This is a genomic window from Variovorax sp. YR634 (genome assembly GCF_900106655.1).
In the GTDB taxonomy this organism is placed as follows: domain Bacteria; phylum Pseudomonadota; class Gammaproteobacteria; order Burkholderiales; family Burkholderiaceae_C; genus Variovorax.
This window is the reverse complement of sequence record NZ_FNOL01000001.1, coordinates 777,231-803,018: the sequence shown is the minus strand read 5'-3', so window position 1 is coordinate 803,018 and position 25,788 is coordinate 777,231. Positions and strand designations below refer to the sequence as shown.

Annotated in this window: 23 protein-coding genes; 15 read left to right on the top strand and 8 right to left on the bottom strand. The window is 66.9% G+C overall.

The window, feature by feature from the left end:
* Positions 1 to 73: 73 nt before the first annotated feature.
* Complete coding sequence (locus BLV60_RS03740; protein ID WP_093050003.1) at positions 74 to 838, top strand: FadR/GntR family transcriptional regulator; 765 nt, start codon at positions 74 to 76, stop codon at positions 836 to 838.
* A gap of 6 nt (positions 839 to 844) precedes the next feature.
* Here BLV60_RS03740 and BLV60_RS03735 read toward each other — a convergent pair whose 3' ends face one another.
* Positions 845 to 1,804 carry a LysR family transcriptional regulator gene (locus BLV60_RS03735; protein ID WP_093050000.1) on the bottom strand — a complete coding sequence of 320 codons (960 nt, stop codon included), beginning with the start codon at positions 1,802 to 1,804 and terminating at the stop codon, positions 845 to 847.
* Between the two features lie 106 nt (positions 1,805 to 1,910).
* Here BLV60_RS03735 and BLV60_RS03730 point away from each other — a divergent pair, with 106 nt between their 5' ends.
* Positions 1,911 to 3,266 (top strand): omega-aminotransferase AptA, encoded by a 1,356-nt coding sequence (locus BLV60_RS03730; RefSeq protein WP_093049997.1) that lies wholly within the window; start codon positions 1,911 to 1,913, stop codon positions 3,264 to 3,266.
* Between the two features lie 33 nt (positions 3,267 to 3,299).
* Here BLV60_RS03730 and BLV60_RS03725 read toward each other — a convergent pair whose 3' ends face one another.
* Positions 3,300 to 4,160 carry a hypothetical protein gene (locus BLV60_RS03725; protein WP_093049994.1) on the bottom strand — a complete coding sequence of 287 codons (861 nt, stop codon included), beginning with the start codon at positions 4,158 to 4,160 and terminating at the stop codon, positions 3,300 to 3,302.
* 107 nt (positions 4,161 to 4,267) lie between these two features.
* On the opposite strand from BLV60_RS03725, the gene BLV60_RS03720 reads away from it, so the two are divergent.
* The gene (locus BLV60_RS03720) at positions 4,268 to 5,710 is read left to right on the top strand and encodes an MFS transporter (protein WP_093049991.1); all 1,443 of its coding nucleotides are present in this window, start codon (positions 4,268 to 4,270) and stop codon (positions 5,708 to 5,710) included.
* A 6-nt stretch (positions 5,711 to 5,716) separates the two neighbouring features.
* On the opposite strand, the gene BLV60_RS03715 is transcribed toward BLV60_RS03720, so the two are convergent.
* Positions 5,717 to 7,018, bottom strand: coding sequence for an SUMF1/EgtB/PvdO family nonheme iron enzyme (locus BLV60_RS03715; RefSeq protein ID WP_256328824.1), 1,302 nt, complete (start codon positions 7,016 to 7,018; stop codon positions 5,717 to 5,719).
* Positions 7,019 to 7,193: 175 nt separating this feature from the next.
* Here BLV60_RS03715 and BLV60_RS03710 point away from each other — a divergent pair, with 175 nt between their 5' ends.
* The 3 genes from BLV60_RS03710 (at position 7,194) to BLV60_RS03700 (ending at position 9,828) form a co-directional block, all read left to right on the top strand.
* Positions 7,194 to 7,733 (top strand): TRAP transporter small permease subunit, encoded by a 540-nt coding sequence (locus BLV60_RS03710; protein WP_093049987.1) that lies wholly within the window; start codon positions 7,194 to 7,196, stop codon positions 7,731 to 7,733.
* 68 nt (positions 7,734 to 7,801) lie between these two features.
* Positions 7,802 to 9,343, top strand: coding sequence for a TRAP transporter large permease (locus BLV60_RS03705; RefSeq protein ID WP_093049984.1), 1,542 nt, complete (start codon positions 7,802 to 7,804; stop codon positions 9,341 to 9,343).
* Positions 9,340 to 9,828 carry a hypothetical protein gene (locus tag BLV60_RS03700; RefSeq protein WP_093049982.1) on the top strand — a complete coding sequence of 163 codons (489 nt, stop codon included), beginning with the start codon at positions 9,340 to 9,342 and terminating at the stop codon, positions 9,826 to 9,828. The genes BLV60_RS03705 and BLV60_RS03700 overlap by 4 nt, the downstream gene beginning before the upstream one ends.
* Positions 9,829 to 9,885: 57 nt before the next feature.
* Here BLV60_RS03700 and BLV60_RS03695 read toward each other — a convergent pair whose 3' ends face one another.
* The 4 genes from BLV60_RS03695 to xseB form a co-directional block, all read right to left on the bottom strand.
* The gene (locus BLV60_RS03695) at positions 9,886 to 10,965 is read right to left on the bottom strand and encodes a TRAP transporter substrate-binding protein (RefSeq protein ID WP_093049979.1); all 1,080 of its coding nucleotides are present in this window, start codon (positions 10,963 to 10,965) and stop codon (positions 9,886 to 9,888) included.
* Between the two features lie 111 nt (positions 10,966 to 11,076).
* A complete protein-coding gene (dxs, locus tag BLV60_RS03690; protein ID WP_093049976.1) occupies positions 11,077 to 12,933 on the bottom strand; it encodes a 1-deoxy-D-xylulose-5-phosphate synthase in 1,857 nt (618 codons plus the stop codon).
* Positions 12,934 to 13,114: 181 nt separating this feature from the next.
* The gene (locus BLV60_RS03685) at positions 13,115 to 14,035 is read right to left on the bottom strand and encodes a polyprenyl synthetase family protein (protein WP_093049973.1); all 921 of its coding nucleotides are present in this window, start codon (positions 14,033 to 14,035) and stop codon (positions 13,115 to 13,117) included.
* The gene (xseB, locus tag BLV60_RS03680; protein WP_007829283.1) at positions 14,032 to 14,298 is read right to left on the bottom strand and encodes an exodeoxyribonuclease VII small subunit; all 267 of its coding nucleotides are present in this window, start codon (positions 14,296 to 14,298) and stop codon (positions 14,032 to 14,034) included. Before xseB ends, BLV60_RS03685 begins: the two co-directional genes overlap by 4 nt.
* A 228-nt stretch (positions 14,299 to 14,526) precedes the next feature.
* On the opposite strand from xseB, the gene BLV60_RS03675 reads away from it, so the two are divergent.
* The 8 genes from BLV60_RS03675 to BLV60_RS03640 all read left to right on the top strand — a co-directional run bounded on the left by BLV60_RS03675 (position 14,527) and on the right by BLV60_RS03640 (position 23,019).
* Entirely contained in the window at positions 14,527 to 15,669 is a 1,143-nt protein-coding gene (locus BLV60_RS03675; RefSeq protein WP_093049970.1) for an aromatic ring-hydroxylating oxygenase subunit alpha, read from the top strand.
* Between the two features lie 58 nt (positions 15,670 to 15,727).
* Positions 15,728 to 16,660, top strand: a complete 933-nt coding sequence (locus tag BLV60_RS03670; protein ID WP_256216693.1) for a DMT family transporter — start codon at positions 15,728 to 15,730, stop codon at positions 16,658 to 16,660.
* 39 nt (positions 16,661 to 16,699) lie between these two features.
* A complete protein-coding gene (locus tag BLV60_RS03665) occupies positions 16,700 to 17,608 on the top strand; it encodes a sulfurtransferase (protein ID WP_093049967.1) in 909 nt (302 codons plus the stop codon).
* A complete protein-coding gene (locus tag BLV60_RS03660) occupies positions 17,605 to 18,204 on the top strand; it encodes a DUF2796 domain-containing protein (RefSeq protein WP_093049964.1) in 600 nt (199 codons plus the stop codon). Before BLV60_RS03665 ends, BLV60_RS03660 begins: the two co-directional genes overlap by 4 nt.
* 4 nt (positions 18,205 to 18,208) lie before the next feature.
* Positions 18,209 to 18,955, top strand: a complete 747-nt coding sequence (locus BLV60_RS03655) for an ABC transporter ATP-binding protein (protein WP_093049961.1) — start codon at positions 18,209 to 18,211, stop codon at positions 18,953 to 18,955.
* Positions 18,952 to 20,214 carry an ABC transporter permease gene (locus tag BLV60_RS03650; RefSeq protein ID WP_093049958.1) on the top strand — a complete coding sequence of 421 codons (1,263 nt, stop codon included), beginning with the start codon at positions 18,952 to 18,954 and terminating at the stop codon, positions 20,212 to 20,214. Before BLV60_RS03655 ends, BLV60_RS03650 begins: the two co-directional genes overlap by 4 nt.
* 3 nt (positions 20,215 to 20,217) lie before the next feature.
* Positions 20,218 to 20,856 (top strand): DUF3299 domain-containing protein, encoded by a 639-nt coding sequence (locus BLV60_RS03645; RefSeq protein ID WP_093049955.1) that lies wholly within the window; start codon positions 20,218 to 20,220, stop codon positions 20,854 to 20,856.
* Between the two features lie 180 nt (positions 20,857 to 21,036).
* Positions 21,037 to 23,019 carry a DUF3300 domain-containing protein gene (locus BLV60_RS03640; protein WP_093050409.1) on the top strand — a complete coding sequence of 661 codons (1,983 nt, stop codon included), beginning with the start codon at positions 21,037 to 21,039 and terminating at the stop codon, positions 23,017 to 23,019.
* A 27-nt stretch (positions 23,020 to 23,046) separates the two neighbouring features.
* On the opposite strand, the gene BLV60_RS03635 is transcribed toward BLV60_RS03640, so the two are convergent.
* Entirely contained in the window at positions 23,047 to 24,315 is a 1,269-nt protein-coding gene (locus BLV60_RS03635; RefSeq protein ID WP_176928699.1) for a M20/M25/M40 family metallo-hydrolase, read from the bottom strand.
* Positions 24,316 to 24,549: 234 nt separating this feature from the next.
* Here BLV60_RS03635 and BLV60_RS03630 point away from each other — a divergent pair, with 234 nt between their 5' ends.
* Entirely contained in the window at positions 24,550 to 25,788 is a 1,239-nt protein-coding gene (locus tag BLV60_RS03630; RefSeq protein ID WP_176928698.1) for an MFS transporter, read from the top strand.

Sequence of the window (25,788 nt, the reverse complement as noted above, 5' to 3'; positions counted from 1 at the left end):
GTCGCATGACGCCGTTTAAGATCGCCCGCTGTTGCGCATCCCGCGCATCTCCCGATGGGCATGGAGCGTGTGAATGAGAGTGGGGCAGAACCGCCCGAAGCGGCAAAAGCTCTCGGACGTCATCGTTGAAGACGTCAAGCGCTGGATCGTGGCGGAGCGCAAGCAGCCCGGCGACCGGCTGCCGAACGAGAAAGAACTGATCGAGCTTTTCGGCTATTCGAAGAGCACGGTGCGCGAGGCCTTGAAGGCGCTGGAGGTGCGCGGCCTGGTCTCCATCCGCACCGGCCCCGGCGGCGGGGCGTATCTGCAGCAGGTGTCGGTGGACCATGCATCGGAGCCGCTGCGCAACTTCCTGCACTTTCACCATCTCGACGGCCATCACATCTACCAGTTGCGCAAGGCGCTGGAGCCCGAGCTGGCCGTGAGCGTGGTGGGCCGACTGACACCCGAGCAGTTCGAGCAGCTGGAAGAAAACGTCCGGCTGTGCATGATCGAGCCGACCAACGAAGACGAACTGCGCACGCAGCGCGAGGCCGAACTCGGCTTTCACACGATGCTGGCCGAGAGCTGCCCCAATCCGGTGCTCTCCTTCATGTGCCGTTTTCTCAACGACCTGCTGCGCGACCTCGTGGTCTACAAGAAGGCGCTGGACCACCACCACTTCGGCGAAGCCAACGTCGACTATCACACGCAGCTGCTGGCTGCCTACCGCAAGGAAGACGCTGATGAGGTGCGCCGGCTGATGTCCGAGCACATGGTCGATGCCGAGCAGCACATGCACGAGATGGAGGCGCATATCGGCGCCAAGCATCTGCTGCTGCCGAGCGGGCAGCGCTGACCTGCGTTACCGGTGGGCCTTCTCCAGGCACTCCTGAAACGCCAGCACCGCGCGTGACGGCTTCGGCGAACGCCGCAGCAGGCTGACGAAGCGGCACGCATAGTTGAAGCGCGCCGGCAGCACCGCCTTCATGAGCCCGCGCTGCTCGAACACCTGCGCGTAGTGGTCGGGCAGAAAGCCCAGGAAGCGCCCCGAAAGAATCAGCGTTGCAATCGCCTCCTGGTCGAAGCCGGTGGCCTTGCGCGACAGCTTCGCGCGGTGGCTCAGCTCCATGTTCGGCGAGTGGTAGCCGAGCCCCGCGAAATGATGCTCGCGCAGTTTGGCCCAGGTGAGCCTGGCGTGATCGGCGCCGAACAGCGGGTGCTTCGCGCCGCAATACAGCAGCATCGTCTCGTCGAACAGGTCGGCGTACACAAGGCTCTTGGAGCTGCGGTGCGCCGGGATGATGCCGATCTGGAAATTGCCCTCCAGCACGCCCTGCTCGATGGCGTTGATCGAGCCCACGTGCAGCGCCAGAGTCACCTCGGGTGCGATCTCGGTGAAACGCGCGATGGCCTCGCCGATGCGCGCCTTCGGGTTGGTCGCCGTCTTGTCGAACAGAGCCACGTCCAGCTGCCCGCCCATGCGGTTGTGGATGTCGTCGATGCTGCCGCGGAAGGCGTCGACCGAGGCCAGCAGGCGCAGCGTCTCGTCGTACACGCGCTGCCCCTCGGCGGTGAGCGCAAAACCCGCCCGCCCGCGCCGGCACAGCACGAGGCCGAGCCGCGTCTCCAGGTCTTTCACGTGGCGGCTCACGGTGGAGGTGCCGATGTTCAGCTCCAGCTCGGCGGCCGCCATGCCGCCGCAGTCGACCACGCTCTTGAACACCTTGAGCAGGCGCAGGTCCATGTCGCTGAGCTGCCCCAATACGGCGCGGTTGCGGGCACTGTTTTGGGTACCGCTTCGGGCTTTGGCCTTTACTTGCATGAAGTGTCAAGTGAACATTGATATTGCGCCATTCTCCACACTGAAGGCTCTGCCAACAATCGGCACATCCCATCACCCCCGGAGCCCGCCCCGTGCGGGAAGCGCCATGACCCTCGCAACGCCCGCCATCGAACCGACGCCCACCGCGCGCACCGACGCCGCCTGGCTCGACGCGCACTGGATGCCCTACACCGGCAACCGCAACTTCAAGGCCGATCCGCGGATCATCGTGGAGGCCAAGGGCGCCTACTTCACCGACATCGACGGGCGCAAGATCTTCGACGGCCTCTCGGGCCTGTGGTGCTCGGGCCTGGGCCATGGCCGCCCCGAAATCACCGAGGCGGTGAGCCGCCAGATCGCCAAGCTCGACTACTCGCCCGCCTTCCAGTTCGGCCACCCGCTCTCCTTCGAGCTGGCCAACAAGATCAAGGAAATGACGCCCGCAGGCCTCGACTATGTGTTCTTCACCGGCTCGGGCTCCGAAGCCGCCGACACCTCGCTGAAGATGGCGCGCGCCTACTGGCGCACCAAAGGCCAGGCGAGCAAGACGCGCCTGATCGGCCGCGAGAAGGGCTACCACGGCGTCAACTACGGCGGCATCTCGGTCGGCGGCATCGCGGCCAACCGCAAGCTCTTCGGCCAGGCCGTCGAAGCCGATCATCTGCCGCACACCCAGCTCGCGTCGAATGCCTTCACGCGCGGCATGGCCGAGAACGGCGCCGAGCTGGCCGACCGCCTGCTCGACCTGATCGCGCTGCACGACGCATCGAACATCGCGGCGGTGATCGTCGAACCCTTCGCGGGTTCGGCCGGCGTGGTGATTCCACCGAAGGGCTACCTGAAGCGCCTGCGCGACATCTGCACGGCCAACAACATCCTGCTGATCTTCGACGAAGTGATCACCGGTTTCGGCCGCTGCGGCGCGCTCACCGGCGCGGAAGCCTTCGGCGTGACGCCCGACATCATGAACATCGCCAAGCAGGTGACCAACGGCGCGCAGCCGATGGGCGCAGTAGTCGCCAGCAAGGAAATCTACGACACCTTCATGGCCGCAGGCGGCCCCGACTACATGCTCGAGTTCCCGCACGGCTACACCTACGGCGCACACCCCGTGGCCTGCGCCGCCGGCATCGCAGCGCTCGACGTGCTGCAGAAGGAAGACATGATCGGCCGCGTGCAGGCGCTGGCGCCGCATTTCGAGAACGCCGTGCACAGCCTGAAGGGCAGCAAGCACGTGGCCGACATCCGCAACTACGGCCTCGCAGCCGGCATCACGATCGCCGCGTTGCCGGGCGAGCCTGCACGCCGTCCGTACGAGATCGCGATGAACTGCTGGAAGAAGGGCTTCTACGTGCGCTACGGCGGCGACACCATCCAGCTCGCCCCGCCCTTCATCGCAGAGAAGGCCGAGATCGACCGCATGGTCAACGCACTGGCGGACGCGCTGGCCGAGACGGCCTGATCGGGGGCCGACACGATCCGGCGGGGCAACCCGTCAGATCCGGCCCGACCTGATCTTGATGCTGGAGGTGCGCACGGCGTACACGCCGTCGAAGGTCCTGAACCACACCAGGTCTTCCGACCTTGCAATAAAGCGCCCACGCATCTCGATTTCGAAGCGTGGCGTCAGCAGGTCCGAGATATAGGTGAATTCTTTTTCCGGCGCCACCTTTCCCGATCCATCCTTGGGTTGCCCCTCCTTCGCAATAAAGGCCGCGAGTTCCGAAAAGCCCCGTGCGGCTTCCGCGCTCAGTCGGCGCTGGATTTCCTCGGTGGGCTGGGCCAGATCATCCAGCGTGTAGGAAGATGGCAACTGGTACATGTAGAGACCGGACCACTGGTCGGCACTTGCGCCCTGCTCCAGCCGGACCGCCGCGGCCGTCAGCAGCCGCTCGTTGCTCGCCTTGCTCACATGCAAGTAGGGTGTTGCACCCGTTTGCCCCGCCGCGCCAGCGCCGGCGACATCCAGCCCCTGGCGGATCGCGGCATCGAGGAACAGCTGCCGAGGTTCCAGCGTGAGCTTGCCCTTCAGGCGCTGGGCATCGAGCCCCGTCCTGCTGTCGATCATGCCGGCATTGGCCGCCGCGCCCAGAGGGCCGAACAGCAATCCAACTGCCAGGCCACCTCCACCTTCCAACTGCGTGTAGACAATGCTCCTGGCATCGTCCAGGTGCCGCATCGCATGCCGCGGCTCTTCCACCGCCTTGGCATGCGCGAGTGCGAAAGTCCCGGGCGAACTGCCGGAGACAGGACGATTCTTGTAAGTGGGCGGCGTGCCGCAGCCCGTCAAGCCGGCAATAGCCAAAAGCGTGCAAAGCCAGAACGCGCGGCGATGCGCGCCATCGAGACAGATCATGTTTCCCCTCGCTCCATTGGTGTAGTCGCCGCTCCCATGCGGCGCGCGGATCATAGACCGGCACGGTCCTACAGCGGACGCTGCGACCGACTCCCAGAATCGCAGGCATGACGGTACTGAGCAGCGACATCCCCGCCCGCCTGGACCGCCTGCCGTGGTCGCGCTGGCACTGGCGCGTGGTGATCGCGCTGGGCGTGGCCTGGGTGCTCGACGGGCTCGAAGTCACTCTGGTCGGCTCCATCGGCGCGGTGCTGGAGCGGCCCGACACGCTGGGGCTCACGGCCGGCGAGATCGGGCTGTCGGGCTCGGTGTACGTGGCGGGCGCGGTGCTCGGCGCGCTGCTCTTCGGCCGGCTCACCGACCGGCTCGGGCGCAAGAAGCTCTTTCTCATCACGCTGGTGGTCTACACGGTCGGCACGCTGGCCACGGCGTTTTCTCCCAACTTTGCTTTCTTCGCGCTGTGCCGCTTCGTCACGGGGCTTGGCATCGGCGGCGAGTACGCGGCCATCAACTCGGCCATCGACGAACTGATCCCGGCGCGCGTGCGCGGGCGCGTCAACCTCGCGATTAACGGCAGCTTCTGGATCGGCGCGGCGCTGGGCGCGGCGCTCAGCCTGGTGCTGCTCGACGCTCGCGTGATCGGCCCGGTGTGGGGCTGGCGCGCGGGCTTTGCGCTGGGCGCGGTGCTGGCGGTGGCTATCTTGCTGGTGCGGCGCGACGTGCCCGAGAGCCCGCGCTGGCTCATTGCACACGGACGCGCCGACGAGGCCAAACGCATCGTCGACCAGATCGAAGCGGAGATCGAGACCCAGCACGGTCCGCTGCCCGCACCGCAAGGCTCTGTCGTGAACTACACGGCCGCGCGCGCCAACAGCCCGTCGATGCGCGAAGTGACGCGCGTGCTGCTCAGGCGCTACCCGCAGCGCAGCATGGTCGCGCTGGCGCTGATGATCTCGCAGGCCTTCTTCTACAACGCGATCTTCTTCACCTATGCGCTGGTGCTCACGCGCTTCTACGGCGTGCCCGAAGGCGACGTGGCGCTCTACATCTTTCCGTTCGCGCTGGGCAACGTGCTCGGGCCGCTGCTGCTGGGCCCGCTGTTCGACAGCGTGGGCCGGCGCCGGATGATCGCGCTGACGTACGTACTCGCGGGCGTCGGCCTCGCGCTCACGGGTTGGGCCTTCATGATGGGCTGGCTCGATGCGCGCGGTCAGGCGCTGTGCTGGTCGGCGGTGTTCTTCCTGGCGTCGGCGGCGGCGAGTTCGGCGTACCTCACGGTGAGCGAGGTGTTTCCGCTCGAGATGCGTGCCATGGCCATCGCGATCTTCTATGCAGTCGGCATGGGTGCGGGCGGCTTCGCTGCGCCGCTGCTGTTCGGCCTGCTGATCGAAACCGGCAGCCGGGGCGCGGTGATGGTGGGCTACGGCATCGGCGCGGCGCTGGTCATTGTCGCGGGGCTGCTGGCCTTGCGCTATGCGGCCGATGCTGAGCGCAAGCCGCTGGAGGAAGTGGCGCCGCCGCTGTCGTCCGAAGGCGGCGGCGAGCGCTGATCGTCTCTACAGCGCGCAGGTTCTGAAACCGAAGAACCCGTCGTCACGCTCGGGCAGCGCAAAGCCACGGCGGCGCGGAGAACGCAGGCGCGCACGCGTCGCGAACGAAGCCCCGCGCAGCACGCGGGCCCGGCCGAAAGCAGCCGCAGGATCGAACTCTCCCCCCGCGCTCCACGGGTCGGCCCGATACCCCGGCCACGGCTGCAGCGTGCCCGCCGTCCACTCGTGAACGTCGGCCCACCGGAAGCCACGCCGCCCGGCCGTGTGCGCGGCTATCTCCCATTCGACTTCGGTCGCGATGCGCCGCCCGGCCCAGCGCGCCCAGGCATCGGCCTCCCACCAGCTCAGATGCACGGCGCTGTGGTGGCCTGCCGCACGCACGGTCACGCCAAAGCGCTGCTGCAGCACCGAACCGCCCGTGCCGTTGCGCGCCGCGCCGATCTGCTCGACATGGCGCGGCCCGCGCCGGCCCTCGATCTGCGCCCCGAGCCAGCGCCAGCCTTCGCCATGCCACAGTTCCTCGCGGTCGTAGCCGCCGTCGTCGACGAATTCGATGTACTGGTTCCAGGTGACGGGCTGCGCGTCGATCTCGAACTCGGGCACGTCGACCCGGTGCGCGCTGCGCTCCTGCGCAAAGGCGAAACCGCCCTCGGGCATGCCCAGCTCCCATCGCGTGGCAGGCAGCAACAGCGGCTCGCGCGTGACGGCGATGGGCGCCTGCTCGACGCCCAGGGGCAGCCCCAGCGTCTGCGCCATCACCACGAACTGCTCGCCGCGCAGGTCTTCATGGAACAGCGCGAGGCGGTAGAAGTACAGGCCGGCATCGGTCTCGGCCGCGTTCTCGAGTAGCTCGAGCGTGCTCTCCAGCGTTTCGAGCAGGTAGGCCTTGGTCTGGGCGAGGTCGGGCAGGTCGGGCGACCAGCGGCGGCCCGGCGTGCTCTGCGACGGGTTCCACCAGTCGTCGGCGCCGGGGTCGATGGGCGCCAGGCGCGTGGGCCGCACCGGGCAGTCGACGCCGAAGGCGCGCTGGGTGTTGCGCCCGATCCACCATTCGGCGAACCAGCCGATGTGGCCGGCCAGCCAGACCGGCGGCACCACGCCCTCTTCCTCGGGCACGGGCGGCACGGCAAGCGCTTCGGCGCCCAGGGCCTCCTCGTAGAGCGACAGCAGGTGCAGCGTGTGGTTGCGCGCGTCGATCAGCGCCAGGGACAACAGCTCGCGGCCCGCGCGGCACATGTCGGGCGAATCGATCGAATGGGGCAGGCCCATGGCGCCCGAAGGCGTCGAAGGCGGAAGGCGCGAAGACATGGACGATTATGGCGACCAGGGTCGCCTCCCACGCCCCGGACAAGACCCGGATTCCGGGTAAACCCCGCCCCTCATGCCAAGTAGATACAAAGGTTCAACGGGGTAACATCTCGGGCTTTGCGCAGCTCCCACCAGGGGCCGGCGTTTCACCTTGGGCTTCGCGGGAGACACCCCCTTGTCTGCATTCCTCAAATTCGCGACCGGCATGGACTGGATCAGCGAAAAACTCGGCAAGATCGCCGGCTACGCCGTGCTGGCGGCCTCGCTCATTTCGGCGGCCAACGCCCTCGTCCGCTACGGCTTCGACTTCAGCAACAACGCGTTCCTCGAGATCCAGTGGTACCTGTTCGCCGCCACCGTGATGCTCGGCGCGCCCGTGGTGCTCCGCTTCAACGAGCATGTGCGCGTGGACATCATCTACGGCAAGCTCAAGGGCTACGGGCCGGTGTACGTCGACCTGTTCGGCCTGACCTTCTTCCTGCTGCCGGTGATGGCCCTCTTCACCTACGTCACCTGGCCCATGTTCTGGAACATGTGGGTCACGGGCGAGATGTCCGGCAACATCGGCGGCCTGATCCGCTGGCCCGCCGCGCTGCTGATGCCCGTGGGCTTCGCCGCGATGTTCCTGCAGGGCGTTTCGGAAATCATCAAGCGCATTGCCTACCTGCGCGGCCTGATCGAGATGGACACGCACTACGAGAAGCCGGTGCAGTGACGGGCGCTTTTCGCATCCCTCGCGCCCCTTCTGGTCTAGCCCTCTCCCGCACCGCAGGATAAGTAGAAATGCACATGGAAAATTTCGCCCCGATCATGTTCGCGGGGCTCGTGGTGATCATGCTGATCGGCTTCCCGGTCGCGTTCTCGCTCTCCGCCCTCGGCCTGATCTGCGGTTTCTTCGCCATCGAGATGGGCTGGTTCCCGGCCGGCTTCATGGCCAACCTGCCGCTGAACGTGTTCGGCATCCTGTCGAACGAGACGCTGCTCGCGATCCCGTTCTTCACGTTGATGGGAGCCGTACTGGAGAAATGCGGATTGGCGGAGGACATGCTCGACTCGATGGGCCAGCTCTTCGGCCCCATCCGCGGGGGCCTCGGTTACTCGGTGATCATCGTGGGCTTCATCCTCGGCGCCATCACCGGCACGGTGGCGGGCCAGGTGATCGCAATGGCGATGATCTCGCTGCCGATCATGATGCGCTACGGCTACGACATGCGCTATTCGACCGGCGTGCTCGCCGCGTCGGGCACCATCACGCAGCTGGTGCCGCCTTCGCTGGTGCTGATCGTCATGGCCGACCAGCTCGGCACCGACGTGGGCCAGATGTACAAGGGCGCCTGGGGTCCGTCGATCCTGCAGGTCATCATCTTCGCGATCTACACCTTCATGGTCGGGCGGCTGCGCCCGCACTACGTGCCGGGCCTGCCGGCCAGCGCGCGCACGCTGAACGGCTGGGCGCTGTGGGGCAAGTGCCTGCGCGGCATCATCCCATCGGCCATCCTGATCTTCGCAGTGCTCGGCTCGATGGGCGGCCTGCCCTTCATGGACAAGGCCATCGCCACGCCGACCGAAGCAGGCGCGATGGGCGCGGTGGGCTCGCTCATCCTCGCGCTGATCCATCGCCGCCTGAACTGGCAGCTGATGAAGGACGCGATGGAAGGCACCATGCGCCTCACTGCGATGGTGGTGTTCATCCTCATCGGCTCGCGCGTGTTCTCGCTGGTGTTCCAGGGCGTCGACGGCGCCAAGTGGATCGAGCACATGCTCTCGGGCCTGCCGGGCGGCCAGGTGGGCTTCCTGATCGCGGTGAACATCTTCGTGTTCTTCCTCGCGTTCTTCCTCGACTTCTTCGAGATCGCGTTCATCATCCTGCCGCTGCTGGGCCCCGTGGCCCACAAGCTGGGCATCGACATGGTGTGGTTCGGCGTGCTGCTGTGCGTGAACATGCAGACCTCGTTCATGCACCCGCCCTTCGGCTTCGCGCTGTTCTACTTGCGAGGCATTGCGGACACCCTCTTCAAGAACGGGGCGCTACCCAAGAAGGTGGAGTCGCGCGACATCTACCTCGGCGCCGTGCCGTGGGTGCTGATGCAGCTGCTGCTGGTGGCCATCGTGATCTTCTTTCCGCAGACGGTCACCGTGTTCCTCGAGAAGGAAAAGGTCGTCGACATCGACAAGGTCAACCTCGACATGCCCGCCGACGCAGAGCCGCCGCCCGCGCCCGACAGCAATGGCGTGAACATGGAAGACCCGTTCGGCAACGAGAAGAAGACACCGGAAGAAACACCGGCGGCGCCGCCGGCTTCCGGCGAAGCCACCAAGCCGTGAGCGACGACGGCGGCAGCACCCCCTCGCTCGAAAGCCCCGCCTTCCCTGCGCTGCTGCGCACGCTGGCGGTGGTGCTGGTGGTCGATCTCTTCGCCTTCGCGATCTGGAGCCTGCCCTCGCTGCGCAGCACCGCGTGGTCCACGAGCGCCCTCGTGGTGTTCGGCATCGCGGCGCTGTGCGTGGTGTGGGTCGGCTACTGGATCGTCTACAGCCGCACGCGGCTCGAAGGCGACGTGCTGATCCAGACCTGGCTCTGGAACAAGCGCGTGAGCGCGCAGGAAGTGGCACAGCTCAAGCTGGTGCACATTCGCATGCTCGAACGCGTGATCGCGCCGCGGCTGCTGGTGCGGCGGCGCTACGGCGGCATGACGTGGTTCCACTCGGCCGATGCGAGCGTGCTCGTGGCCTTTGGCGAACAGGTGGCGAAGCGCTCCATTCCATCGAAGCCGGATACCCCCGAACCCGATACCGGGTCGACGAAATAAAAAAAGCCCTGCTGGTTCCAGCGGGGCTTTTTTGCATGCAGCGCGCGAGGCGCCTGCTTACAGCTTCTGCTGCTGCATGAAACGGTCGAACGTGCCTTCCGTGTAGCGGAACCAGGCGTTCTGGTCGGCCAGGAATTTCGACCAGTCGCCGTAGATCTTCTTCCACTCGGGGTTGGTGTTGTTCAGGTCCGAGTAGATCTGCTGGGCCGACTTGAAGGCCGCGTTCATCACGTCCTGCGAGAACGGACGCAGTTTGGTGCCCGAACCCACGAGCTGCTTCAGCGCGATCGGGTTCTTGGAGTCGTACTTGGCCGTCATCGTGATGTTGGCGTGTGCGGCAGCCGCCTCGACGATGGCCTTGTACTCGGCCGACAGGCCTTCCCATGCCTTGGTGTTGATGTAGAAGTCGAGCTCGGGGCCGCCTTCCCACCAGCCGGGGTAGTAGTAGAACGGCGCGATCTTGTTGAAGCCCAGCTTCTGATCGTCGTACGGGCCGACCCATTCGAGGCCGTCCAGCGTGCCCTTTTCGAGCGCCGGGTACAGGTCTGCGCCGGGGATCGATTGCGGGATCACGCCGAAAGGCTCGAGCACCTTGCCCGCGAACGGGTTGGTGCGGAACTTCAGGCCCTTCAGGTCGGCGACCGACTTGATTTCCTTGCGGAACCAGCCGCCCATCTGCGCGCCCGTGTTGCCGCCCGGCAGGTTGATGATGTTGTACTTGGCGTAGAACGCGCGCATCAGCTTCAGGCCGTTGCCTTCGTACATCCAGGCGTTCTGCTGGCGGGTGTTCATGCCGAAGGGCACTGCGCAGCCCAGGCAGAAGGTCGGGTCCTTGCCGTAGAAGTAGTACGGGGCCGTGTGGGCCATTTCGACCGAGGCGTTCTGCACGCCGTCGACCACGCCGAATGCGGGCATCAGCTCGCCGCCGGCATGAACGGAAATCTGGAACTTGCCGCCCGTCATGTCGCTGACGCTCTTCGAGAACACCTCGGCGGTGCCGAAGATGGTGTCCAGCGACTTGGGAAAACTCGACGCCAGGCGCCAGCGAACGGTGGCCTGCGCGTGAACCGCGGGTGCGATGCCGGCAGCCAGAACGCCCGCGATGCCGGCGTTTTTGATGAGGGAACGACGATCCATTGATAGCTCTCCGAGTTCTTGGAAAAACAAAACGCGGCTTGTGACCGCGTTGGGGACTTTTGTCTAAGTCCGGACGATTGTAAAAACGCGCTTACAGCCGCCGGCAGGGGTTTACCCTGCGCTCGAAACGAAGCGCTCGCGGATCGATGCCTCGATGCCGATGGCGTCCAGTCCGATCGACGCCAGCAGCTTGGCCGGATCGCCGTGTTCGATGAAGCGATCGGGCAAGCCGAGTTGCAGCACCGGCTTCTGCACGTTCGCGGCTTGCAGTGCTTCGAGCACCGCACTGCCCGCGCCGCCCATGATGGCGCCCTCTTCCAGCGTGACGATGGCATCGTGCGTGCCTGCGACCTTCAGCAGCAGCTCGACGTCGAGCGGCTTGGCCCAGCGCATGTTGACCACCGTGGCGTCGAGCGACTCGGCGGCGGTGAGCGCGGGGTACAGCAGCGTGCCGAACGCGAGGATGGCAATGCGCTTGCCTTCGCGGCGAATCTCGCCCTTGCCGAAGGGCAGTGATTCGAGCGTGAGGTGCGGCGTGACGCCTGCGCCGGAACCGCGCGGGTAGCGCACGGCCACCGGGTGGTTCTGCTCGTAGGCACTCGACAGCAGCTGCCGGCACTCTCGCTCGTCGGCCGGGCAGGCCACGCTCATGTTCGGGATGCAGCGCAGGAACGGGATGTCGTACGCGCCCGCATGCGTGGCGCCGTCTGCGCCCACGAGGCCCGCGCGGTCGAGCGCGAACACCACCGGCAGGTTCTGGATCGCCACGTCGTGGATCAGCTGGTCGTACGCGCGCTGCAGGAAGGTCGAGTAGATCGCGACCACCGGCTTCAGCCCCTCGCATGCCAGGCCGGCCGCGAAGGTCACGGCGTGCTGCTCGGCAATGCCGACGTCGTAGTAGCGATCGGGAAAGCGCTTCTCGAATTCAACGAGGCCCGAGCCTTCGCGCATCGCGGGCGTGATGCCCACGAGGCGGCCGTCGTGTGCAGCCGTGTCGCACAGCCACTGGCCGAACACCTGCGTGAAGGTCTGCTTGGCCACCGCGGCGGACTTGACCAGCCCCACCTGCGGATCGAACTTGCCGGGGCCGTGATAGGCCACCGGATCGGCCTCGGCCAGCTTGTAGCCCTGCCCCTTCTTCGTGACCACGTGCAGGAACTGCGGGCCTTCGAGGTGCTTGAGGTTCTCGAGCGTGGGCACCAGCGAGTCGATGTCGTGGCCGTCGATCGGGCCCACGTAGTTGAAGCCGAACTGCTCGAACAGCGTGGCCGGCACGACCATGCCCTTGGCATGCTGCTCCAGGCGCTTGGCCAGCTCGAACAGCGGCGGTGCGTTGCGCAGCATGCTCTTGCCGACGTTCTTGGCGGCGGCGTAGAAGTTGCCGCTCATCAGTTGCGCGAGGTAGCGGTTGAGCGCACCCACCGGCGGGCTGATCGACATGTCGTTGTCGTTCAGGATCACGAGCAGCTTGCAGTCGCACACGCCCGCGTTGTTCAGCGCCTCGAAGGCCATGCCGGCCGTGAGCGCGCCGTCGCCGATGATGGCCACGGTGTGGCGGTCTTCGCCCTTCTGCTTGGCAGCCATGGCCATGCCGAGCGCGGCCGAGATGCTGGTCGACGAGTGGGCAGTGCCGAAGGTGTCGTACTCGCTCTCGCTGCGCTGCGGAAAGCCCGAGATGCCGCCGATCTGCCGCAGCGTGGGCATGCGCTCGCGCCGGCCCGTGAGGATCTTGTGCGGGTAGGTCTGGTGGCCCACGTCCCACACCAGCCGGTCGTGCGGCGTGTTGAACACGTGATGCAGCGCGACCGTGAGTTCGACCGTGCCGAGGTTGGAGCTCAGGTGGCCGCCGGTGCGCGAGACGTTGTCGAGCACGCTGGCGCGCACCTCGTCGGACAGCTGGCGCAGTTGCGCCCGGTCGTATTTGCGGATCGGCGAGGGGTCGTGAAGTGTGGGAAGCAGCGGAGCCATGGGGAGGTATTTTCTTTTCTCAGTGTTCCATCACGCTTCGTAGGGCCCGCAACGCATGAAACTGCCGCGATTCAGTCGGGAGACACCGCGGAACCGGCTTTGCCGGGCTGCTGGTGTCGCCCCCTGAAAGGGGGTTGGCGAAGCGACACGAAGTGCGCGAAGACTGGGGGTAAGTTTCATCCTAGCGGTCGCGGTCGACCACCATGTGGGCCAGCGCGCGCAGAGCTGCGGTGTCGGCCAGGCCGCTCTTCTCCAGGGCGGCGAGCGCATCGGCCAGCAGCTGGCGGGCCTGGGCGCGCGCGCCGTCGAGGCCGAGCAGCGACACGTAGGTTGGCTTGTCGGCCGCGGCGTCCTTGCCGGCGGTCTTGCCCAGGGTCTGCGAGTCGGCCGTGACGTCGAGGATGTCGTCGACCACCTGGAACGCGAGGCCGATGGCGGCGCCGTAGTCGCGCAGCGCGGCCAGTGCCGCGGGAGTGACCGAACCGCAGGCGGCGCCCATCTCGACGCTGCCCTGCAGCAGCGCGCCGGTCTTCAGGCGATGCATTTCGCGCAGCTGCGTTTCGTCGAGCGCAATGCCGACGCTGGCGAGGTCGATGGCCTGGCCGCCGGCCATGCCCTGGCTGCCCGCGGCGCGCGCGAGCAGGCGGCACAGCAGGGCCTGGGTGGAGGCGGGAATCTCGTCGCCGTCGGGCGTGAGCAGTTCGAAGGCCAGGGCCTGCAGCGCGTCGCCGGCCAGCAGGGCATCGGCCTCGCCGAATTTCACGTGCACGGTGGGCTTGCCGCGGCGCAGGACGTCGTTGTCCATGCACGGCAGGTCGTCGTGCACCAGCGAATAGGCGTGAATCAGTTCGGTGGCGCAGGCCGCGCGCAGGGCGGCGGCCCGGTTGCCGCCGACGGCTTCGCTGGCGGCCAGCACCAACAGGGGTCGCAGCCGCTTGCCGCCGTCGAGCACGGCATAGCGCATGGCGTCACCCAGCAGCACGGGGGCGTCGACGCCGACCCAGCGCGACAGCGCCGCTTCGACATTCGCCAGGTGGGGGTCGCTCCAGCCGGCTAGCGTGCGGGCGTCCCAATGGCTGGAATTCAGCGCGGCGGCGCTCATTCAGGCGTCCAGACCTTCAGGCTGCCCGAATCGAGCACCTTGATCTGGTCTTCGACCGCCTGCAGCTTGTCGCGACAGAAGGCGAGCAGCGCCGCGCCGCGCTGGTAGCTGACTAGCAGCTGGTCGAGGGGCAACTGGCCCGATTCGAGTTCCGCCACCAGTTGCTCCAGTTCCTGGAGCCCGGCTTCGTAACTGGCAGGCAGCGGGCCCGTATCGGGCGTTGCCGCCGGGCTGGACGAGGAAGGGGGGGGCACCTTGGGCATGCAAGCGAAACGTGGGTGAAATCGGGCATTTTAGGACTGGGATCGAAACAACTGGCGACCGCCGCCGGACCGGGTGAAAAGCCGGGGGCACAAAAAAGCCCCCCGGGTACAATGCGAACTTCTCTCGTTGACGACGTCAACACATTCTTCGGGCCGCCGACCCTTCCTGGCGGCGCCTTTCCGTTCTTTTCTTTTTTTCTCCCTGTGGGGAGCTTGGTCAGGTCCTCCATGTCTGATTTAAGTCTTCAACTGCAGCAGGCCGCGAGCCAACTTCCAGTTTCCGCGTATTTCGACGAGGCGCTCTATGCCCGCGAAATGCAAAACCTTTTCGCGCGAGGGCCCCGCTATGTCGGCCATCGCCTGGCCGTGCCCGAAATGGGCGACTTCCACACCCTGCCGCAGGAGCATCAGGGCCGGGCGCTGGTCCATACGCCCAAGGGCGTAGAGCTGATTTCCAACGTCTGCCGCCACCGCCAGGCCCTGATCCTGCAGGGCCGGGGCCAGCTCGACAACCAGGCCGGCGGCAACATCGTGTGCCCGCTGCACCGCTGGACCTACGCCGCGAGCGATTCGCGCACCACCGGCACGCTGATCGGCGCCCCGCATTTCGAGCAGGACCCCTGCCTGAACCTGCACAACTACCCACTCACCGAGTGGAACGGCCTTCTCTTCGAGAAGAACGCAGACGGCTCCGGCCCCGACGTGGCGGCCGACATGGCCGGCCTCGGCCCGCAGGCCGACCTGGACTTCAGCGGCTACGCGCTCGACCGCGTCGAGCTGCACGAGTGCAACTACAACTGGAAGACCTTCATCGAGGTCTACCTCGAGGACTACCACGTCGGCCCGTTCCACCCGGGCCTGGGCAGCTTCGTCACCTGCGACGACCTGCGCTGGGAGTTCAAGCCCCACTATTCGGTGCAGACGGTGGGCGTGGCCAACCGCCTGGGCCGCGCCGGCAGCCCGGTCTACCAGAAGTGGCAGGAGCAATTGCTCAAGTACCGCGACGGCAAGCCGCCGAAGTACGGCGCCATCTGGCTCACCTACTACCCGCACGTGATGGTCGAGTGGTATCCGCACGTGCTCACGGTGTCGACCCTGCACCCCGTGAGCCCGACGAAGACGCTCAACATGGTCGAGTTCTTCTACCCCGAGGAAATCGTCGCCTTCGAGCGCGAGTTCGTCGAGGCACAGCAGGCCGCCTACATGGAAACCTGTGTGGAAGACGACGAGATCGCCGAGCGCATGGACGCCGGACGCCGCGCGCTGATGCTGCGCGGCGACAACGAGACCGGCCCCTACCAGAGTCCCATGGAAGACGGCATGCAGCAGTTCCACGAGTGGTACAAGGCCGCGATGCAGAAACCAGCCTGAGACCGGCCCGCCCCGCACTCGCCGGGGCACTCTTTTTCCTTACCTTAGAGTCGAAACGATGCAAGCGCTGTGGATGGTGCTGGGGGCCTTTTTGTTCGCCACGATGAGCGTGGTCGTGAAAGTCGCCTCGGAGTGGTTCAACAGCGGTGAGATGGTCTTGGGCCGCGGCCTGATCGGCATCGTCTTCCTCTGGCTGCTGGCCCGCAATCGCGGCGTCTCGCTGGCCACCCGATACCCCGGCATGCACGCCTGGCGCAGCACCATCGGCGTGCTGTCGCTGGGCGCCTGGTTCTATGCCATCGCCCACCTGCCGCTGGCCACGGCCGTCACCCTCAACTACATGAGCAGCGTGTGGGTCGCAGCCTTCCTGGTCGGCGGCTCGCTGCTGGCCTGGGTGCCGGTGCCCGGGCGCGACGGCCGCGTGGAGCGCCCGCCGCTGCAGGGCACGCTGGTGCTGACCGTGCTCGCCGGCTTCGTGGGCGTGGTGCTGATGCTCAAGCCCAGCGTCAACGGCAGCGAGGGTTTCGCGGGCATGCTGGGTTTGCTGTCGGGCCTGACGGCCGCGTTTGCCTACATGCAGGTGATGGCGCTGTCGCGCATCGGCGAACCCGAGCTGCGCACGGTGTTCTATTTCGCGGTCGGCTCGGCCGTGGCCGGAGCCTTCGCCACGGCGGCCACCGGGTTTTCGGGCGGTGGCGCCTGGACCTGGCAGCATGCGCTGTGGCTGCTGCCCATCGGATTGCTGGCCGCCCTCGGACAACTCTGCATGACCCGCGCCTACGCCACCGCCAAGACCCAGGCCGGCACACTGGTGGTGGCCAACCTGCAGTATTCGGGCATCGTGTTCGCGGCGTTCTACAGCGTGGTGCTGTTCAACGACCGCATCGATGCCACCGGCTGGGCGGGCATGGCCCTTATCATCGCCAGCGGCATTGCTGCAACCGTGTTGCGACAACGGGCGGTGCCCAAGGCGCCGGCCGAGGAACATTGACTCTTTCTGCATTGACCTGACCAGAGAAGGACACACACCATGTACACCACCCTCATCAGCGTCGAACAACTCCGCAAGCTGCAATCGACGGATACGCCTCTCATGGTGTTCGACTGCACCTTCGACCTCATGAAGCCCGAGAGCGGCGCGCAGCAATACGCGGCCGCGCACATCCCGGGCGCGCTGTACGCAAACCTCGACACCGACCTCAGCGCGAAGCACGGCGCCCCCGGCGCGCACGGCGAGGTGGTCGTGGCGCAGGAAGACGGCCTGCCCGCCTCGGGTGGACGCCATCCGCTGCCCAGCCGCGAGAAGTTCGCGGCCTGGCTCTCGAGCATCGGCTTCGCCAACGGCATGCAGGCCGTGGTGTACGACCGCAACGGCGCCAATTACTGCGGCCGCCTGTGGTGGATGCTCAAGTGGATGGGCCACGACGCAGTGGCCGTGCTCGACGGCGGCCTGCAGGCCTGGCAGGCCGCTGGCGGCGAAGTCACGAGCAGCGAGGAGCCCGCGCGCTTCCAGTCGAACTTCGTCATGGGCGAACCGATTGCGAAGCTCGTCACTACCGACACCGTGGTGCGTCGGCTCGGCCAGCCTGACCAGAACCTGATCGACGCACGCGCCGGTGCACGTTACCGCGGCGAGGTGGAACCTCTGGACCCGATTGCCGGTCACATCCCCGGGGCCCTCAACCGGCCTTTCGCCGACAACCTCGGCCCCGACGGCAAATTCAAGCCGGCATCGCAATTGCGTGCCGAGTTCGAAGCGCTGCTCGCGGGACGCGACGCGGCGACAGTCGTCCACCAGTGCGGCAGCGGCGTGAGCGCCGTGCCGAATCTGCTCGCCATGCAGATCGCGGGATTCGGGACGACCGCGCTCTATGCCGGCAGCTGGAGCGAATGGAGCAACACGCCGGGGCTGCCGACCCGGCAAGGCGCTGAACCATGACATTGACGACGACGAATCGACGTTCCCGAAGCCTTGGCCGCACCACCGGCCTCGCCATCGCCGCCGCCCTCCTCGCGGCCGCCCCGTTCCTCACCGCACAGGCCCAGCAGCAGCACGCCCACGTGCACGGCCAGCTCAAGCTCGACGTGGCCGTCGACGGCCCCACGGTGGTGATCGACATGGAGTCGCCGCTCGACAACATCGTCGGCTTCGAACGCGCACCCAAGACCGACGCCGAGAAGAAGCTCGTCGAGGAAGCAGTTGCGCAGCTGCGCGCGGCCGACAAGCTCTTCATCGTCGACCCGGCCGCCAACTGCAAGCTCGGCCCGGTCGACCTGCGCTCCGGCGCACTGGGCCTGGGCAACCCCGATCCGAGCGAGCCCGTCGGCCATGCCGACCTCGACGCCACCTTCTCCTTCAACTGCACCAACGCGGCGGCCGCGAAGTTCATCGACCTGAACCTGTTCAGCGTGTTCAAGGGCCTGCGCCAGATCGACTCGCAGATTGCCACGGCGCAGGGGCAGTTCAAGCGCCAGCTCAAGCGCCCGGCCGGCGCGCAGGCAAGCCAGCCCGCCCGGCTCAGCTGGGGCAAGTAACGCTGTGAGTACCCATCCCGAGGCAGAGTCGTCGCCCTTGCGCGTCGTGCTCGCCGCCGAAGCGCTGCGCTTCGCATGGCCCGGCGTGAAAACGCCGTGCATCGACATCGAGGCCTTTCGTATCACCGCAGGTGAATCGGTGTTCCTGCATGGCCCGAGCGGCTGTGGCAAGAGCACGCTGCTGTCATTGCTGGCCGGCGTGCTGGTGGCAGACGAAGGCCGCGTCACGCTGCTGGGGCACGACTGGTCCAAGCTCTCGGGCGCAGCGCGCGACCGCAGCCGCGTGGCGCACGTGGGCTACATCTTCCAGCAGTTCAACCTGCTTCCGTACCTGAGCGTGATCGACAACGTACTGCTGCCCTGCCGCTTCTCGCAGCGGCGCGAAGCAAATGCCGCACGCAACGGCAGTTCGCGCGACGAGGCCGAGCACCTGCTTCACCAGATGGGCCTCGACCGCAACCTGTGGAAACGCCAGGCGCTGCAGTTGTCGGTCGGCCAGCAGCAGCGCGTGGCCGCTGCGCGCGCGCTCATCGGCCAGCCCGAACTGGTGATTGCCGACGAGCCCACTTCGGCACTCGACGAAGACCGGCGCGAAGCCTTTCTCGACGTGTTGCTGACAGCCTGCGCCGAGAACCACAGCGCGCTCGTGTTCGTGAGCCATGACCAGCGCATCGCGCAGCGCTTTGTGCGACACGTGCTGCTGCCCGAGATCAACCGCGCCGCCACCAGCGCAATGGCGGTGGACGCATGAAAGCACTTTTCTCGATTGCCTGGCGCAGCGCCTGGAACCGCCGCTTCACGCTGGCACTCACGGTGTTCTCGATCGCTCTGTCGACCTTTCTTCTTCTGGGTGTCGAACGCATCCGCACCGAGCTGCGCGAGAACTTCGCATCCTCCGTCTCGGGCACCGACCTGATCGTGGGCGCGCGCACCGGCTCCACGCAGCTGCTGCTGTACTCGGTGTTCCGCATCGGCGCGGCCACCAACAACATCTCGTGGAAGAGCGTGCAGGCGCTGTCGGAGCACCCGGGCGTCGACTGGGTGGTGCCGCTGTCGCTCGGCGATTCGCATCGCGGCTTCGCAGTGCTGGCCACTTCCACCGACTACTTCACGCACTTCCGCTACGGCGACAAGCAGACGCTGAAGCTGCGCGAGGGCAAGCCCTTCAGCGAACTGTTCGATGCTGTAGTTGGCGCCGAAGTGGCCGACAAGCTCGGCTACCACGTGGGCCAGAAGATCACGCTCGCGCACGGCAGCGGCGAGCTCAACGTGGCCGAGCATGCGGACAAGCCTTTCACCGTGGTCGGCGTGCTCGCGCGCACCGGCACGCCGGTCGACCGCACGGTGCACATCGGCCTCGCGGCCATGGAAGCCATTCACCTCGAATGGGTGGGCGGCGCGCCGATGCCGGGCGTGCACATTCCGGCCGAGCAGGTGCGCAAGTTCGACCTCACGCCCAAGAACGTGACGGCCGCGCTGGTGGGCCTGAAGAACCGCGCCGCCGTGTTCGGCGTGCAGCGCTGGATTTCGACCTACACCGGCGAGCCGCTCATGGCCATCCTGCCCGGCGTGGCGCTCGACGAACTGTGGAGCGTGATCGGCATCGGCGAGAACGCGCTGTTGCTGATGTCGGCGCTGGTCGCGCTGGTGAGCCTCGCAGGGCTCGTGTCTGTGGTGATGGCCGGCCTCAACGAACGCCGCCGCGAACTCGCCGTGCTGCGCGCCGTGGGCGCGGGCCTGCGCCACGTGCTGGCGCTGCTCGCGCTCGAAGGCGCGATGGTCACCGTGCTGGGCGTGGCCTTCGGCGTGGTGATGGCGGTGCTCGGCATCGCCCTGCTCTCGCCATGGCTGCAGGCACAGTTCGGGCTGACATTGAGCCTTTCAGAACCTACACTGAACGAATGGTTGCTCATGGCAAGCCTGCTGGTCGCTGGATGGCTGGCAAGCCTCTTGCCTGGCATCCGCGCCTACCGACTCTCCCTTGCCGACGGCCTCTCACCGAGGATTTGAACCATGCCCATTGCACACACGACGTCCAAGAGCAAAGCTTTCATCCGGCTTTCAATGCTGATCGCCGGTGCCGGCCTCACCGCCGCCGCCTGGGCCGCCGAGCCCGCGCCCAAGGACACCACCGCCACCAACCCATTGGGTGGAAAGGCTGCAGCACCCGCCGCCGCCAAGGCCGCACCGGGCCAGCCTCGCCAGATCACCTGGGAAGAACTGGTGCCCAAGGACTGGGACCCGGCCAAGGAGTTCAAGGGCATGGACCTGAGCGCACTCGACGATGGCGACCCGCGCGCCAACGAGCTGCTCATGAAGATGCAGGAGGTGTCGAACAACGCGCCGACCAACCCCGCGATGAATGGCACCGAAGTCAAGATTCCGGGCTTCATCGTGCCGCTCGAAGAGGCCAAGGGCGAAGTCACCGAGTTCCTGCTGGTGCCCTACTTCGGCGCCTGCATCCACACGCCGCCGCCGCCCGCCAACCAGATCCTGCACGTGGTGCCGCAGAAGGGCGCCAAGTTCCGCGCCATGGACACCGTGTGGGTCACCGGCAAGCTGCAGACCCTGCGCAACGACTCGATGATGGGCGTGAGCGGCTACCACGTGAGCGCCGCCAGCGTCACCAAGTACACGGGCGGCGCCAAGTAGCAGCAACGCAGCAGCGCGGGAGGCAGCGGCCTCCCTGCCGTGTGGTTCTGCGCCGACAGGTTTGACGGCGCACCACCGACACAGACCGTTGCATCCACGGCGCAGGCTTTGTCATCGCCTGCTGCCGCGCACCGTTGAAAGAGTTCCGGGCACGACGCCGGCGTCCTCATGGAACTCCAGATGACAAAAAATCTCCCCCTCGCTCCGCGACTGCTGACGATCTCGCTGTGCATCGGCGCCCTCGTCCTCGCAGGCTGCGACAAGACCCCCAGTACGCCGGCTGCCGCGCCCACTGCCGCCGCCACCGACCCGGCAACCACCATTCCCGCGCCCTCGGTGCCGCAGACACCGGCCCCTGCCGCAGCCCCTGTGCAGGCTGCCTACACGCCGCCCGCCGCCGAGCAGCTCTACCAGATGGTCGCGCCCATCGCGCTCTACCCCGACAAGCTGGTGGCCCAGATCCTGGCCGGTGCCACCTACCCCGAGCAGATCACCGCCGCGCACGAATGGCTTGCGCAGAACCGCAACCTCAAGGCCGGTCCGCTGTCCGATGCGGCCAACCAGCAGCCCTGGGACCCGAGCGTGAAGTCGCTCACCGCATTCCGCCCCGTCATCGACCAGATGGCCGGCAACATCCCGTGGACCGAGGCGCTCGGGCAGGCCTACTACAACGACCCGGCCGATGTGATGAACGCGATCCAGGTCATGCGCCAGCGTGCATCGAAGGCGGGCCGCCTCAAGAACAACGACAAGCTGCGCGTGGCCAGTGCCGCGCCGCCGCAGAACTACGCGCCCTCGCCGGACATGCAGCCCATGTACGCAGGCCCCGCGGTGATCGAGCCGCCGCCGCAGTACATCACCATCGAGCCCGTGCAGCCTGACGTGGTGTACGTGCCGGCCTATGACCCGCAGGTCATCTACGGCGATCCGCAGCCGATCTATCCCGGCTATGCCTATGCACCGCCGGTCGAGGTGGTGTCGCGGGGCTACAGCGGCGGCCAGGTGGCGGCTGCCGGTGCGCTCGCGTTCGGAGCCGGCGTGATCGTGGGCGCCGCGCTGGAGCGGCACGACTGGGGCTGGCACTCGTGGAACATGAACTGGGGCGCACCGCGCGGGCGTGACCGCGATCGTGGCCCCGCCGTGCAGCCAGCCTTCGCCCGGCCGGCCGTGGTCTACAATAACAGCACCTACATCTCGCGCTCGACCACGGTGGTCAACAACAACGTGCGCAATGTCTACAACAACAATGGCGGACCGCGCGGCGCGCTGCCGCCGGGGGCACCGCCACCCAACTTCGCGGCCGGCCCGGGCCCTGCGCAACAGCAGCAAGCCCTGCTCGCGCAGCAACAGCAACAGCAACAGCAACAGCAACAGCAGCAGCAACAACAACGCCAGCAGCAACAGCAGCAACAACAAGTCCGCCAGCAGCAAGCCCTGATGCATCAACAGCAGGCGCAGCAACAAGTCCAGCAACGTTCGCAGCAGCAGACCCAGCAGTTGCAGGCACAACAGCAACAACAGCAAGCGCGCGAGCAACAGCAGCAGGCACGCCAGGCCCGGCTCCAGCAGCAGCAAGACCCTGCGCGCCGCCAGCAAGCCCAACCAGCGCAACAACAACAGCTGGCCCAACAGCAGGCGCAGCAACAGCAGCGCCAACAGCAGCAGGCGGTACAGGAACAGCAACGCCAGCAACAACAGCGCCAGCAACAGGCCCAGCAAGAGCAGTCGCGCCGCCAGCAGATGCAGCAGCAACAGCAGGCGCAGCAACAGGCCCGTGCGCAGCAGCAGGCCCAACAACAGCAACAGCAGGTCCAGCGCCAACAGGCGCAACAGCAGCAGGCCCAGAACCAGGCCCGGCAGCAGCAGCAAGCCCAGCAGGAGCAGCTACGCCGCCAGCAGCAGGCGCAACAACAGGCACAGCAGCAAGCCGTGCGCGCTCAACAGCAACAGGCGATGCAACAACAGCAGCAGCAACGTCAGCAGCAGATGCAGCAACAGCAGGCCCGTGCCCAGCAACAGGCGCAGCAGCAACAACAGCAGATCCAGCGCCAGCAGCAACAGCAGCAGGCCCAGCAGCAGCAACAGCGCGCGGCCGCAGCGGCTGCGGTCGCGGCGCGGCGCCCACCGGGACGGCCCGGCGAGCCCGGACAGCAACAGCAGTAGCGCGCCTGCGCTGCCGGGCGGCGTCTATCAGTTCTTGCCGATCTCGGTCAGCAGCCGCGTGACGAGGTAGAGGCGCGGCACGATCGAGTCGACTTCGATGTACTCGTCGCGCGCGTGGTAGCCGAAGCCCGCGAGGCCGAAGCTCTCGACCACCGTGGCCTTGCCCGAGCGGCCCGCATAGCCCGCGTCGGTGCCGCCGCCGGTCATCGGCGTCAGCGCGAGGTCGCGGTCGATTTCCTTGTAGATGGCCTGCGCCTTCTCAGCCAGCGCGCGGCCCTTGTCGCCCGCGATGAAGGCCGGGCGACCCACTTCCACCTTCACCGTGGTCTCGGTGTCGGGAATCAGCTTGCCGGCCGCGATCTTCGCCTGCAGCGCCTCGTTGAGCTTCTTCTCGGCGCCGGGCTGCGTGATGCGGATATCGCCCAGCGCCTGCGCCTTCTCGGTGATCTGGTTGATCGGGCCGGTGGCGCGCGCCACGGTCCAGTTGAGCGTAACGCCGGGGATGTCCTTGGCGAGATCCTTGGTCTGGAGCATCTGGTACGACAGCTCGTACAGCGCGTTGCGGCCCAGTTCGGGCGCCGCGCCGGCGTGTGCCGCGCGGCCTTTCACTTCCATCGTGGCCTGCGCGATGCCGGCCGCGCCCAGCAGCAGCGACTCGCCCTTGACCACCGACTTCGCCACCGTCGGCTCGAACGACAGCACCGTGTCGTGCTGGTCGGCCATCGTGGCGATCAGCTCGCCGGAACCGACCGAGCCCACCTCCTCGTCGGGGTTCATCACCACAGTGAGCGTGTCGTAGTCGCGCCAGCCGGCATCGGCCAGGATCTTCAGCGAGGCCATCATCACGGCCAGGCCGCCCTTGTCGTCGGCGATGCCGGGGCCGTAGATGCGGTTGCCGTCGACCTTGTAGGGCTGGCTGCTCAGGATGCCCGGCGCATACACCGTGTCCATGTGGCCCTGCAGCATGATCTTGCGCTTGCCCGTGCCCTTGATGGTGCCGATCACGAGGTCGGCGCCCGCGCCGGCCGTGGCCTTGCGGCGCTCGGTCTTGAAGCCGGCGGCCTTCAGGCGCCCTTCCACCACGTCGGCCATCTTGAGCAGGCCGTCGACGTTGAGGCTGCCCGATTCGATCAGCACCATCTCCTTGAGGTTGTCGATCACCGCGGGCTGCGCCTTCTCGGCGGCGGCGAGCAGCTTCGCATCGGGCGCGGCGTGCGCGCCGGCGACAGCGCCGAGCGCGAGGCCGCAGGCCAGGGCCATGGAGCGAAGCGGGAAGGAGGACAAACGCAAAGTCATGGTGTTTTTCTCGGGAGTGAATGACGGCACACAGCATAGCCACGCGCTCGTGCCGGGCGAGCAAATCGGAGACACGGCAACGACAGGGTTTGCCCGACTGGTCCGCCGCAGGGCTCCATACGCAAAAGCTACCGCAATGCATTCCGGAAAATGTATTTGTGGATATGCATGGCGGCTCCTAGCATCGGCCGCATCAGCGCCAAAGAGCAGCTGCATCCATCAGGAGACAAAAACATGTCATCGCTTCCACTCGCCGGGGCCAGCCGCCCGCCACGCGCCCTCCCCTACGCCAGCCGCTTCTCGATCGTCGTCTGCTTCCTGATCGCATTGATCGACGGCTACGACACGCTCATGCTGTCCTTCGTCGCACCGCTCATCTCCAGGGAATGGGGCATGCCGCCCGGCGCCTTCGGCAAGGTGTTCGCCGTGAGCTTCGCGGGCGCTGTGGTGGGAGCACTCACCGTGGGTGCGGCGGCCGACCGCTTCGGCAGGCGCCGGCTGCTGCTTGCTTCGATCCTGGTGGCAGGCGGCTTCATCCTGCTGAGTGCGACATCGGCCAGCCCGGAGCAGCTGATGCTATGGCGCTTTCTCTCGGGCATCGGCCTCGGCGGCGCGATTCCCACCATCTCGGCGCTGGCGGCCGAGCATGCGCATCCGGACCAACGCAGCGCGACGGTCTCGCGCATGTTCCTGGGCTTTCCCATCGGGGCCGTGGCCGGTGGCGCCATCACGGCAGCGCTGATGCAGTCGGTGGGCTGGCGCGGCATCTTCATCGGCGGCGGCACGCTGGCGCTGGCGCTGCTGCCGCTGGTGTTCGCAATATCCGAGTCGGGGCGCACGAGCACCACGGCAGCGGACGCAAGCCCCGCCCATGCCAGGCGCCCACTGGCCGAACTCGTCGCCGAAGGGCGCGGCCCGGGCACGGTGCTCATCGCCACCGCGGCCTTCATGATCCTGCTGGTCAGCTACTTCCTGCTGAGCTGGACGCCCAGCGTGCTCGCCATGAACGGCATGAGCCCGCAGCGCTCTGCGCTTGCCGGCGTGATGCTCAACGTGGGCGGCGTGGCCGGGGCTTTCGCCATGTCCTTCGTGGTGGCGCGGCGCAGCCCCTTCGGACCGGTGGCGCTGTGCCTGGCGCTGGGCGCTGCGCTCGTGCCCTTCTTCGGCTTCCACATCGTCGGCAGCGAGGTCGCCGCCTTCTGCCTGGTGTTCGCCATCGGCCTACTGGTGATCGGCGGGCAGATGAACATTCCCGCGCTGTGCGTGCACTACTACCCGGCGAGCGTGCGCGCAACCGGCGTGGGGCTGTCGATGTCCGTCGGCCGCATCGGCTCCATCGTGGGGCCGCTGGTCGGTGGGCTGCTGGTAGGTGCGAAGTTGCCGTGGGGGCAGCTGTTCTTGCTCGCCGCGATCCCGGCCTTCATCGCGGCGGCGGCCCTGGGCTGGATCGCTTACCGCAAGCCGCGCGGCTGA